Source organism: Microbulbifer maximicatervae (SeqCode) (assembly GCF_052467305.1).
Genome location: NZ_CP174306.1, coordinates 4,048,484 through 4,061,120 on the forward strand (window position 1 = coordinate 4,048,484; position 12,637 = coordinate 4,061,120).

7 protein-coding genes are annotated in these 12,637 nt (G+C 47.5%); 1 reads left to right on the plus strand and 6 read right to left on the minus strand.

Annotation, left to right across the window (positions count from 1 at the left end; genetic code table 11):
* Positions 1 to 100 precede the first annotated feature (100 nt).
* The 3 genes from ACJJI4_RS17725 to ACJJI4_RS17735 all read right to left on the minus strand — a co-directional run bounded on the left by ACJJI4_RS17725 (position 101) and on the right by ACJJI4_RS17735 (position 3,281).
* The gene (locus ACJJI4_RS17725; protein ID WP_444896042.1) at positions 101 to 799 is read right to left on the minus strand and encodes an OmpW/AlkL family protein; all 699 of its coding nucleotides are present in this window, start codon (positions 797 to 799) and stop codon (positions 101 to 103) included.
* Between the two features lie 397 nt (positions 800 to 1,196).
* Positions 1,197 to 2,102 carry a 3-hydroxyisobutyrate dehydrogenase gene (mmsB, locus tag ACJJI4_RS17730; RefSeq protein WP_444925970.1) on the minus strand — a complete coding sequence of 302 codons (906 nt, stop codon included), beginning with the start codon at positions 2,100 to 2,102 and terminating at the stop codon, positions 1,197 to 1,199.
* Between the two features lie 72 nt (positions 2,103 to 2,174).
* A complete protein-coding gene (locus ACJJI4_RS17735; RefSeq protein ID WP_444907209.1) occupies positions 2,175 to 3,281 on the minus strand; it encodes an enoyl-CoA hydratase/isomerase family protein in 1,107 nt (368 codons plus the stop codon).
* 180 nt (positions 3,282 to 3,461) lie between these two features.
* Between ACJJI4_RS17735 and ettA the strand changes: the two genes are divergently transcribed.
* On the plus strand, positions 3,462 to 5,126 hold the full coding sequence (gene ettA, locus ACJJI4_RS17740; protein WP_444925971.1) for an energy-dependent translational throttle protein EttA: 1,665 nt from the start codon (positions 3,462 to 3,464) through the stop codon (positions 5,124 to 5,126).
* A 600-nt stretch (positions 5,127 to 5,726) separates the two neighbouring features.
* Here the strand turns inward: ettA and ACJJI4_RS17745 are convergent.
* The 3 genes from ACJJI4_RS17745 to ACJJI4_RS17755 are packed head-to-tail and all read right to left on the minus strand — an operon-like array spanning position 5,727 to position 11,693.
* Positions 5,727 to 7,871 carry an ATP-binding cassette domain-containing protein gene (locus ACJJI4_RS17745; RefSeq protein ID WP_444925972.1) on the minus strand — a complete coding sequence of 715 codons (2,145 nt, stop codon included), beginning with the start codon at positions 7,869 to 7,871 and terminating at the stop codon, positions 5,727 to 5,729.
* Entirely contained in the window at positions 7,861 to 10,596 is a 2,736-nt protein-coding gene (locus ACJJI4_RS17750; protein WP_444925973.1) for an ATP-binding cassette domain-containing protein, read from the minus strand. The genes ACJJI4_RS17745 and ACJJI4_RS17750 overlap by 11 nt, the downstream gene beginning before the upstream one ends.
* Entirely contained in the window at positions 10,596 to 11,693 is a 1,098-nt protein-coding gene (locus ACJJI4_RS17755; protein ID WP_444925974.1) for an HlyD family secretion protein, read from the minus strand. The genes ACJJI4_RS17750 and ACJJI4_RS17755 overlap by 1 nt, the downstream gene beginning before the upstream one ends.
* Positions 11,694 to 12,637 lie beyond the last annotated feature (944 nt).

Here is a 12,637-nt window from a genome sequence, read left to right on the forward strand (position 1 = left end):
GTTTGCTTGGAAATCCGACACAAACAAAAAAGCAGCCACCGGGTCTTCGACCAGAAAACCACAGTGACTGCTCTACCCCAGACCTATTTATTGCTACCTTTTAGAAGCGGTAGCCCAGACCAGCCATGTAAACCAGCGGATCAATATCCACATTGGCAGTCACTTCACCCAGGCCAGGTACTTTGACTTTGGCGTCGGTCTCGATGTCCATCCAGAACACAGACATATTGAACAGCCAGCGTTGATCGGCACCGAAGGTAAAATCGATACCGGCTTCTGCTGCCAGGCCAAATGAATTGTCCAAGGACAGTTCTGCATCACCGGTGGCGCCAAGGCCTTCGAAAGCGCTATCGGCGGTGCTGCTGATTTCTTCATCAAAGAAAGCGGTGTAGTTCACACCCAGGCCAACATACGGCTGAATGTTGGACTGTGGCTCCATCGGATACCATTGAACCAACAGAGTCGGCGGCAAGTGCTTGGTTTCCCCCAGGTTGAAACTGCCCAGGCCCTCGCCAACAACTTCGATATCGTGGCTGAACGGCGTTGCGGCAACCAGTTCCAAACCCCAATGATCGCGGAACATGTAGACGCCGGTCAGGCCCAGTGCGGAACCGTTATCCACATCAACACCGGTTTGGTCGATGCCGGTTCCATTCAAGGAAAGTACGCTGGAATTAGCATCGGGTGCTACAGTGGCCATGCCACCGCGCAGAATTAAACTGCCTTGTTCATAGGCCAGTGCGGGTGCAGAAAGTACGGCGGTCAAAGCGGCTGTCGCACAAGCAGTTATACGATTCATTAACTTCTCCATAAAGCGATTAGGCATTTTTCCCGACTCAGGAAGGGCCCCCCTCCAGGCACAATCACAAGTCGCGGACAGGTTACTCGCTGGCTGCCTGAGGCTGCTTGATCCAAATCAAGCTGCCGAATTACCTGGAAAAAAATCCATTGGAATGTGCAGCAGCAAGATAATTGCGCTGTTTAAGGGAGACCCGTTTCCGGGAAGGGGCGGGGAAGATAGCGGCTCAGAAAGTCCGAGGGAACCGAGTACTCAATGGTATTTGATACGATCTTGCCAAATTGAGAACTACCGCAAATTTTTTCTTTAGATGACAGGGTTGAGGGCAAGCAAACCAGGCCAAAACTGCACCACTGCCGACATTGCCAGACTGTGGTGCAAGGCCTTTAAACAGGCGCTAAGTAAGGCTGCCCGCCGGGCGCCGGAACATATTCTGAATACTGGAGAAATCCAGTTGCTGGTTTTCCTCACTAGCGCCATGCAGTTGGAAAAGATTTTTCGCCAGGGCTCCCATCGGAGTAGAGGATGCACTGGTTGAGGCGGCATCCATAGCCAGTCCCAGGTCCTTGAGCATCAATGCCACACTGAAACCGCCGGCATAGCCCTTTGCCGAAGGCACGCTCTCCATAGTGCCCGGGTAGGGATTGTAGTTAGCCAGGGACCAATTATTACCCGAACTTTCCCGCATAATATCGCTCAGTACCTTGGCATCCAGCCCCTTATCCACCCCCAGCTGTAAAGCTTCTGCGGTACCGGTCATATGGATCGCGAGCAACAGATTGTTGCAAATCTTTGCCACCTGCCCGGCACCGGCAGCACCGGCGAGAAATATCTTGCTGCCCATCACCTGCAGCGGGGTCCGCGCAGCATCGAATGCCGCTTCATCCCCGCCGCACATAAAGCAAAGCGTCCCCGCCTGTGCCGCAGCTGTACCTCCGGATACCGGGGCATCTATCGCTCTCAACCCATGCTCCCCGGCAGCCTGGTTGACCAGGCAGGCATCCTCTGCGGAGATAGTCGAACAGTCGATAATCAGGGTATCGGCCGGGAGGTGCTGCAACAACCCAGCCTCTCCCAGGTAGAGCCCTTTCACCGCGTCGCCACTGGGCAGCATGGAAATTACGATATCCGCGCCCTCAACAGCCTGTTGGGCACTTTCACAGGGCAGGCAGCCGTCTCGCTGTGCCTGCTCCAGAGCAACAGGGCTCAAATCAAATGCCGCTACGGTATAGCCGGCCTTCGCCAAGTTGGCAGCCATGGGGCCACCCATATTACCCAAACCAAAAAAGGCTATCTTTTCCATAAAAGCCACTCCCTATTTTGTTGTTGGTATCCCTGGCGATTAACAGCCCGGGACGCTCGGTAAATACGATATCTACAGGTCGGCCAGCGGGTGCTCACCGCCCCAGGGTCCCTCAAAGCAGCTTTCCACCTGCGCAGGTGTAATCTGTTCCAAGCTGTCAGGTTGCCACTGGGGTTCGCGGTCTTTATCAATCAACAGCGCGCGCACCCCTTCCTTGAAGTGGCCACTGGCACAGAGGTTTACCGCGAGTGCCAACTCCATGCGGTAGATATCCGCCAGGGACAGGTGTCGAGCCCGCTGTAATTGCTCCCACACAATCCAGGGGGTCAGCGGAGAGCCACCTGCCAAAGTGGCAGCTGCCCGCTGCAACCACTTATCCACACCCTGGTATGCACTGATGGCGGCACAAACCTCTGGCAAGGTGGCAAAATCGGTAAGCTGCTGGATTTGGTCATAATGCTCTCGCAGAGCAGACTCAGGCCGCTCCAGAAGAGGCAGCTCCTGGGATTTAAGGCAATTGCTAATTAACTGGTGATTGGCTTCCAGGTTTTCACCAAAACTGAGCCCCGCTAACGCAGACAAGACTGATTCCCGCTGGTCCTGGCCTATCATGCGGTCCGCCATACCGGCAAACAGGGCATCGGCGCCATTAAACTGCGCACCGGTCAGCCCCAGGAAAAGTCCAAGGCGCCCGGGCATACGATTCAGGAACCAGCTGCCCCCCACATCGGGAAACAAACCAATCGTAATCTCCGGCATTGCCATGCGAGTGGTTTCGGTCACAATCCGGTGGCTGGCTCCCGCCATAATGCCGATACCGCCTCCCATCACGAAACCACCACCCCACACCACGACGGGCTTGGCGTAAGTGTGAATCTGGTAGTCCAGGCGATATTCGCGGGAGAAGAAATCGGTGGTGAAGCCGTAGTCCGGTGTCTCACCATAGGCGGCGGACTCCCGATACAGCGCCACCACATCGCCGCCGGCGCACAGCGCCTTGTCGCCACTGCCATCGATCCAGACTGCTGCGACTTCAGTGTCTTCAGCCCAGCGGTCCAACTGGGCCGACAACAGATCGATCATGGATGAATTTAAGGCATTGAGAGCCTTGGGGAGGTTTAGTGTCGCGATCGCCAGGGCGCCGCGCCGGGAAAACAACACCGGGGAATCCTGATCCATTTTTATTCGTCTTATAGCTCTTGTACTAGATAGTGTCGCAGTTAAACACAGATCACATTTGACGTCAGCCACACGCGAGTACAGCGGGCTACCTAAGAGATGCCCGGTTGCACTTTTTACGCAAACTGATAAGTTGCGCGCAAAATCTGACCGATTCCAACACCCATTACGGAACCCCAAATGGCCGAATACGTATACACCATGAACCGGGTGGGCAAAGTAGTGCCCCCCAAGCGCGAGATCCTCAAGGACATCTCCCTCTCCTTCTTCCCCGGCGCCAAGATCGGCGTACTCGGTCTAAACGGCGCAGGTAAATCCACCCTGCTGCGCATCATGGCCGGGGTCGACCAGGACTTTAACGGCGAAGCCCGCGCAATGCCCGGCATCAAGGTCGGCTACCTGCCCCAGGAACCGCAACTCGATGCCAGCAAGACCGTGCGCGGCAACGTAGAGGACGGTGTACGCGAAGCCATCGACGCCCTTGCCGGCCTGGAACAGGTCTACGCCGATTACGCCGAGCCCGACGCAGACTTCGATGCCCTGGCCAAGAAACAGCAACAGTTCGAGGACATTATCCAGGCCTGGGACGCCCACAACCTGGAGCACCGCCTGGAAGTTGCCGCAGACGCACTGCGCCTGCCCCCCTGGGATGCGGACGTAAACAATCTGTCCGGCGGTGAAAAACGCCGTGTGGCCCTTTGCCGCCTGCTGCTGTCCCGCCCGGATATGCTGCTTCTCGACGAACCCACCAACCACCTGGATGCGGAATCCGTATTCTGGCTGGAGCGCTTCCTGCACGATTTCACCGGCACTGTGGTTGCCATCACCCACGATCGCTACTTCCTCGACAATGTTGCCGGCTGGATTCTGGAACTGGACCGCGGCCACGGCATCCCCTGGGAAGGCAACTACACCACTTGGCTGGAACAGAAAGAAAAGCGCCTGGAGCAAGAACAGCGCGGCGAACAGGCCCGCGCCAAAGCCATGCAGAAGGAACTTGAGTGGGCCCGCCAAAATCCCAAGGGCCGCCAGTCCAAAAACAAGGCCCGTCTGTCCCGCCTGGAAGAAATGCAGTCCCAGGACTTCCAGGCCCGCAACGAGACCAACGAAATCTACATTCCGCCCGGCGAGCGTCTCGGCGACAATGTGATTGAGTTTAAAGATGTGAGCAAAGGCTTCGGCGAGCGCCTGCTGATCGACAGCCTGTCTTTCCGCGTGCCCAAGGGCGCAATTGTAGGTATCGTCGGCGGTAACGGTGCCGGTAAGTCCACCCTGTTCCGTATGATCAGCGGCACCGAGCAGCCGGACTCCGGCGAGATCAAGATGGGTGAAACCGTTAAGGTCGCCTACGTTGAACAGGGCCGTGAAAATCTGGATGACAGCAAGACCGTATGGGAAGCCATCTCAGACGGCCACGATATGCTCAAGATCAACAACTACGAAGTGGGCTCGCGCAACTATGTTGGCCGCTTTAACTTCAAGGGCAGTGACCAGCAGAAGCGCGTAGGCGAACTCTCCGGCGGTGAACGCGGGCGCCTGCACCTGGCCTATACCCTCAAGCAGGGCGCCAACGTACTGCTGCTGGACGAACCCTCCAACGATCTGGATATCGAAACCCTGCGCGCCCTGGAAGAAGCCCTGCTCAACTTCCCCGGCTGTGCCCTGGTAATCTCGCACGATCGCTGGTTCCTGGACCGCGTTGCCACCCATATCCTCGCCTATGAGGGTGAGAGTGAAGCGGTATTCTTCGAGGGTAACTACACCGAGTACCACGAGGACTTTGTGCAGCGCAAAGGTGAGGATGCAACACCCCATCGCATGCATTATAAGAAGCTTAAGACTTGATTTTGATAATAAAAAAGCCCGCGTAAGCGGGCTTTTTTATGGGAGAACCTCAAGATAACTAGCCATCGACTCACATTTATACAAAACAACTCAACAAGAAAAGCGAACTCATTTCAGCTCCAAAAAGGGGAAACATTCACTCCACTTCAAGTTGTTCCTTTAATAAAAGCGGTAAGGTTAGAACCTTTCTCTCATTTTCGTCATTAACTCTTCTTACTTTTCATCAGGCAAACCAACTTCTGCATGTGGGCCAGCTTGAATATCAGTCTCAGTAAACATAATAAATCTCCTTTTAGGATTTGCTAATACCGTAAAATTTGCGGTCTTTACATTACTAACAGGTACCACATTTAACTTGGGACTACAGAGAAAACAACTTGTTGGTACTTCTGCACCAAGTTAACAATTTGGAGCTAGTCCAAATTAGTTTGGCGACAAGCCAACTTCAGCATGAGGGCCAACTTGAATATCAGTTTCTACATGCATGTTAATCTCCTATTGCACATATTAGTTGAAGGAAACACCCAGCCACCCACTAAGGCAGCCAGATATAATAAGCTTAACTCGATTACACCCTGTTACGCCAATATTAAACGAAAATTATGGGTGAGCGATCACAACTAAAGTTCTTGCATGCTTGCGAACGCACCTTACAGAAATATTCAAATTTTCTGGATCAAGTGCGGCAAAGCTTTCATCTAAAATTACCAGCTCTGCATTCTGTAAAAGCGCTCTAGCAATAAAAAGCCTACTTTTTTCACCATGAGATAATCTCCACCCCATCTCTCCCACTGTTTGTAGCATACCTGCAGGCATTCTTTGCAACAGTGGCGATAAGCCCAATTCATCACAAATTTGGTAGGCCTTAGCAATACTTTTCTGGTTCGGTGGCCACTCCCCCCCCATAAGCAAATTAAAAAGAAAGGAATCCCCCATAACATAATTTTCATGGAACTGCGGCGCAGAAGCTACCAGTCGGCGCCACTCTTTCTCACTTATACTGGAACTATCGTACCCATTAATTAATAGCAATCCCTCTGTAGGTCTTTGAATACCTGATATAACATTAGCAAGAGTCGACTTTCCAGAACCGGAACTTCCCTGCAATAACACCCTCTCACCTGAGAATATACTTAAATTGCACTCTTTTAATATTGCTCTTTCAGAATTTTGGTATGAGAAATATAGATTTTGCAAAAAACATAGCGGTTGACTTTGAGATAAACTGCTAATCTCATCGCCACTTTTTCTTACATCAACTGGCAATTTGTTATCAACAGATTCCAACTTAAAGACATCCCTCACCCTCTCCCAGGCAACAAGAGCATTTAAGCCAGCAGTGAAGCCATACATTGCGCTAATTACTGCCCTATACCCCAGGAGCACTCCACCTAAAGCTACGGCAAGCCCAGCAGTACTTATATTGCCAAAAATAAATACGGGAGCTAAACCGGCAATACCCAACAGCAACCAAAGTCGAGGTAGCAAAGCTACTAAATAAACTGCCCGTTGATCCATACCTACTGACCCAATCAAATAGTTAGCCAGTTCACTATCCTCTCCCTGATGCCAATATTTAGATTTTTGTTGGATGAGCCTTGTGCGATGCCCAACCATTTTTTCAATGAGGCTATGGGTCATAGATAACCGTTGCGCTGTCCAATCTTTACGACTCAAATATAATCTACGCCCTAAATACAGTGCTGTGGATATAAAGAGCCCTATCAAACAGAGAAAAAAAGTTCCACTCGTTCCCAACAACAATACGCTTGAAGCCACAACTAACTCAAAACAACCCAAAATAACCCGAAATCCGCCATTTAGTGCTCCTGCTTCAATATTCTCAGAATCGTAAACACGACTTAATATCTGTCCAACCCCCATATGCCGAATATTTTCTGGAGCAATATGTAAAGCACTACCCATGAGCCTTCGCTTTAACAACATACCTACTTGAATAGAAATACTTCCTTGTAATTTAGCCGTAAATAACGATAGCGGGATTTGTGTTATTAGCAGTAATACCCATGCAACTAGCCAGCCAGCATCAATGTGACCGCCTAGAATGGCTTGACCTATCAGCCACCAACTAGCCATAAAGAAAAAAAGCTGTATGCCATGGCTTGTTAACATCGCTATGAAGCGCAGGTGCAGATGCCTATACTTAATTTGCAACCAGAAAGATCGGTGAATTGGCTGTCGAAGCAACCAACATTCCTCCAGGATATACTTAGCCAGTCTTTCATCTAAGAGTGCAGCAATTGCTTTCTCACGTCTCTTCGACGCAACCCCAGTACCTTCAAGCAATGAGCATATTTCCTGCTTAATTGGTTCTGCTTTTTTGCACACTAGCTCTGCAATAACATCTTGCGTCCGTATCTTTACAATTTTAAGTGATGGTGAGAGTACTTTAAGATAATTTCTACTAGCACCATATATAGCAAGAAAATGCTCTTCCTTATCCCGCTCAACCCTAATAATAGCTGGAAAAACTTTATTGAGCATTGACTGTAGGCCATCGTACCTGCAACTCACCCGTTCCACATCAAGATCCATATCTTCAGCCAAAATTAGCATTCTATTGTCAGCACTTTCACCTGAGGATTTAGAATAACTAGGTTTAACATCCGAACCTATTTTAGATATCAAGTGGCATCTAATACTTAAACTCTGTACGGCAGACTCTAGCTGAGAACCAGGCCAACAAAGGGACTGAAATTTTTCATTGAGCAGATCAGAATTCATTTTCTACCTCGCGAGACTGCCCACCACTATTTAACACCCTTTTCCGCTCAAGGAACTGTTTTTCATGTACCTCCCCACCTTGAATACTTAAATGGCGCCACTCATTGCTTTCCCAACAATCGCGCCACAAAGATTTCTCTGCACCCAAAAGTTGACCATAACGGGAATCGACTTTAGAAATCAATTCATCAGGTGATCCATCCTCAACGATACGACCATCATTAACAACCAATACACGAGAAAATTTTTTTGTTTCCGAGATATCATGTGTAATACAGAGAAGCGTAGTCTCAGACCAAAATTGCCTAATGCGAACTAGCATATTTTGCCGCTGCTCCCTATCTAAACCTCTAAATGGCTCATCAAGAATTACGCAACAGACATTCTCCCTACCAAGCGCCCTAGCCAAACGAACCCTTTGCCCTTCTCCCCCACTCACAAGCGCCCCACCTTCTCCCAGGGAACTCTGTAGCCCATCAGGTAAAGTAGCTACCAATTTAAGTAAGTCCGCTTGATTTAAAATTGGATATAAAGGTTTACTATTTTCATTTCCGTACGAAAGATTATCCAACAAACTGCTATTCCACAAATGAACTGAAGGGTCCACCCAGGCACAATTTAGACGAAATTGCTCTTGGAGATCATCTGTTAACTCTACACCATTGATTAGAATCCTACCTGAAGACGGCTTTAACCAACCAAGTAAAAGCCCAACCAAACTAGATTTTCCCGCACCTGAAGCTCCTACAATAGCAACATGCTCCCCAGGATTAACCTCCAGATTTATTCCCTGCAACACATCCTTACTATTTAATTTGACACTTACATCTGAAATCTTTAAGCGTACGGCATTATCAATTTTTACAGGCCCCTCATCTTCAGTACTACTATTTTTTTTCTTATAAGAAGCCTGCAAAGGCTCTAAAGCCCGAAGCAAAACATTTCTCTGGCGTGGATACTCTCGCATTAACACAGCAACCTCTTGCCCCAATGGGGGAAGAGCAAGAACCCAATAAATAAGTAATAAAAGGTCTGGGCTAGAACCTTTAGTTTTAATACAAAGGACCACCAACAAACAGGCTAAGATAGAATTCACAATAAGCTGGACAGCCTGGCTGCTTAATTGAATACGCAAGTTTAAATAGCCTGCATTCATCCACTCTGTTAAAAGGCTCTCATGTTCTCGTCTAACAGACTCTATAGCACCATGTGTTCGAATTGGCACTACACCTAATAAAGCATCCATATAAAATCGCGCAAGCGCTCCTGAGTGAGTCTGTACTCGCATACTATGATCACTAAGTATCGGCTGAAAACACAGAGGAATAAAAACCTGCAAAACAGTCATAAGAATAATTAAGGGAGCCAACTGGGGCGCCAGCCAAATAATCCCTATACCGGTTGCAGCTAAAGACATAACAGTAAACAGTATACTTCCACCTAAAACAGGCAAATCCCGCAAGGCTGAAATACGATGACTTCGCTCCGCAGTATCTGATATTGGCCGACTTTGAAAAAAATGATCAGGAAGATTTGGAAGAGCCTTTAGGAAGCGCATACGGAAACGATTTTCTAGATGCCGCCCTAAAATCAATTGTATTTTTGCTGCTGGAAATTGAACTAACACGATAGTTAACATAAAAAATAATGCCAACCCCATTGCTCCTGCACGCTGAATTTCGGTGCCCAGCTCACTGTGAATATCTATTAACCCACGAAAAAGTAAGGCCTCAGACATAAGGCCAAATACCGCAACTAACATTGCTAAAACAACTGTAATAGGAGCTAGAATTCCATCTTCTTTAATAAAACTCCACAGCTGGGTTAACGGATTTATAGATGGCTCCTTTAAGGCCTTATCAAGCACTTCATATTTTAATTTTTCTTCCCTGGCCTCCTTGACACCCCTAACACTAACAATTACAGCTCCCTGAAAAGCCAGTTCAGCAGGGGCACTATTAAACTGTAGCTCTTCAGTCGAACCAGGCGGGGCATACGGCCTCACACACCAGTAATTTTCCGGTACTAAATCATCGGCCAGGGATGGATTCCGGTCATATTTCGTAATGAAACTGCTTAGTAAATCAGCAGCTTCTTGCCCTCGACGTATTGCTTTTGAATAAACCAAATTGGAAAGCATACGTACTGTCGCATCGAAAAATGCAAGAGAGTGCCAATCACCCTTCTGGATAGTACTTTCACAAAGCTCAAATGAAAGCTTGTCTGCTATACCTAGTTTCTTAATACGTTCACGTAAGGGATTGATGAAATCATCGCTGCCAGCCCAGTTTCGCCACGCCGCGGGGGGAACTCGCATAGTATGGATATGTAGCTCGTCTAAAAACTGGCGCACGCTAGGCCAGCGTCTACCACTGGCAGGATCCATTACCTGAACTAAACCCCCATGTTTTCGCCAGGCAACTACAAAATGCGTATTGCCATTCGGCAAACGCACCACGACTAACCCAGGTAGGTAATCGGGAGTATCCAGTAAAAGATGATCCACTGGGACTACCATCTGGACAGCATCCAAACCAAGCTCGACTGCAATTTTCTCCAGCGTATTAATAGATGTCCCATCTACATCTGTTTGACATGCATCTCGTAGGTGGCCGTAATGGGCTTTAATTCCAAACCCCTCAAGAAGGCACTTCAAAGATGCAGGCCCACAGTCCATATTGGATGTCTGAACAACTTCAGGGACTAACCAGCGCATATTTTTCATCACAAGGCCCCTCCTGCCGTGAAATTATCGCCACTTTCTCCAGTTAGAATTTCTCCTGCTCTCTGGAGTAATAATTGATATGGGGTTTTTGTACCCGTGGCTATTTCCACACGAACCGGAAGGTCATGGAGAAGAGGTAATCTTGGGGGCGTGTCCCCTACCAAAGCAAGTTGGACAAGAATTCTATCCTGCTGAACAGCACTTGCTACACGCTCTACTCTGGCATACAACTGTCCATATCTCGCCCATGAAAAACCGTCTAATTTTACTCGAGCAGACTGACCAACTTGTATGTGCCCAAGCGCAAGAGCAGGGGGGAAAAAAGCTTGTACAGATATTCGCCCACTCGCCTGAATCGTAGCCAAATGCTGTCCTAAAGCGATAACTTCGCCTTCACGTATTTCAGATAACGACGCTAGTGTCCCAGAAATGGGGGCTCGAAGTTGTTGCTCATTTACAGCCAAACTACTTTGTTTAATACGCGTTTCAACTTCGGCAAGCTCTTTTTCCGTCTCTGCACGCCGTTGTTGTAGATCACTTAATTCTAGCTGATATTCACTGGAGGCCTGCTCTAGCCGATCTTCCAAAGACTTTATCTCTGACTCAGCTCCTAAAGTGTCCATTACCATTTGCTGATAGATACGCTTGGCCGAAAGATAGTCTAATTCTGAACTCTGTTGTTTTTCTAAAAGCATTTCATATCGGCTTGCAACATCAGCTTGAATTTTTTGGTTACTTAGTTGCAATTGGTGCTTTTGTTTAGCTATTTGCAGTTGATCTCTTAATGCCGCATCATCTTCCTGATACTTTCTACTCATCAAATTTTGCTCTTGCTTTATAGATTCAAGCTGTGAAGCTAAACTATCAGAAACTTTACTATCCCCCATCAAAGTAAGATCAAAAATTGATGTATCCAGTTGTACTAATAGGTCTCCCGCGTTGAGTTCATCCCCTAATTCAGCATGAATAGCAATGACTCTACCCGCTCTCTGTGTAGTGACATGGACCGTATTGTGCTCCTGCTCTAGTTTCGCTTGCTCGCTGACGCTGTACGTTGTTACCTTCTGGGTAAAAAACCAAGTGACCCAAGCAGCCATTACAAGACTGCCTATCCCTGTTAAAATTGCAAGGAAGTAAGTGTTATCTGCTTTTATAGCTCGGGTTGTGTGGGAAAAGGATGTCGGCAATGTTATTTACTCAATTAGTACCAATTATTATGATTGCTTTTTAACCAATTCAAACAAAAATTAAGCTTTAGAGGTTAAAGAGATATCACTCCTACCATATAATTAAACTCAAACAAAATCTAATTGCCATAACGAAAAACCATATTTATCAGAGAATCTATAGAGTGCACAATAAAGGAGAAGAGTTGTCAGCTACATCACCCTAATTAATGCATGACAATCACATTAAAGTAACCAATAATATTTTTAGCCTTTTATTTTAAATAGACTTAAAATTAGCTTATACCATTTAGTGCAAACGCATTAATTATCATAAATAAATCTATTTAAAAGATTGCTGTGATCAACTCTAACCGAACACCTCATTAAGCATATTTCTCAATTTCGAGTGAAATTATGCCCTCTAAAATTGAATGTATTAAATATGAACCGTAATAATCAATATAGAATCTCAGATACGTTGTAGCACCCCCTCTTGTCAAATTCAGACTTCTCTTTATCTACTCCCGCCACAATCTGCTAGAAGAGCTTTCAGTCAATGCATTGTCCTACAATTCCCTTTCCATGCAACGGCAATAGTGCTTGGTATGTATGGCTGGCACATTGATTATTTAGATTAGAATAATGTAGGAACTCTGTTAAGGCGTAGGTAAATTGAAAAACATCATCAGCTTACCAAGGCCATTTCTATCTAATGGAGTAGATGCCAACTAAAGGCCCTGCACGAATAGAGATCAATAACTAGTACCAAGGATAAGTAACTTTGCAATTCCAAAATATGAGTAACCTCAGTAATCAAAGGTCAATTTATAGCGTTTGGTGTATTTACCTAACCAGGAGCCTCTCTGTTAGCG

What these genes read in the sequence shown, in the direction of transcription:
- ACJJI4_RS17725 (WP_444896042.1), bottom strand. Translation starts at nt 799, where the DNA reads ATGAATCGTATAACTGCTTGTGCGACAGCCGCTTTGACCGCCGTACTT.
- mmsB (WP_444925970.1), bottom strand. Translation starts at nt 2,102, where the DNA reads ATGGAAAAGATAGCCTTTTTTGGTTTGGGTAATATGGGTGGCCCCATG.
- ACJJI4_RS17735 (WP_444907209.1), bottom strand. Translation starts at nt 3,281, where the DNA reads ATGGATCAGGATTCCCCGGTGTTGTTTTCCCGGCGCGGCGCCCTGGCG.
- ettA (WP_444925971.1), top strand. Translation starts at nt 3,462, where the DNA reads ATGGCCGAATACGTATACACCATGAACCGGGTGGGCAAAGTAGTGCCC.
- ACJJI4_RS17745 (WP_444925972.1), bottom strand. Translation starts at nt 7,871, where the DNA reads ATGAATTCTGATCTGCTCAATGAAAAATTTCAGTCCCTTTGTTGGCCT.
- ACJJI4_RS17750 (WP_444925973.1), bottom strand. Translation starts at nt 10,596, where the DNA reads ATGAAAAATATGCGCTGGTTAGTCCCTGAAGTTGTTCAGACATCCAAT.
- ACJJI4_RS17755 (WP_444925974.1), bottom strand. Translation starts at nt 11,693, where the DNA reads ATGGCTGCTTGGGTCACTTGGTTTTTTACCCAGAAGGTAACAACGTAC.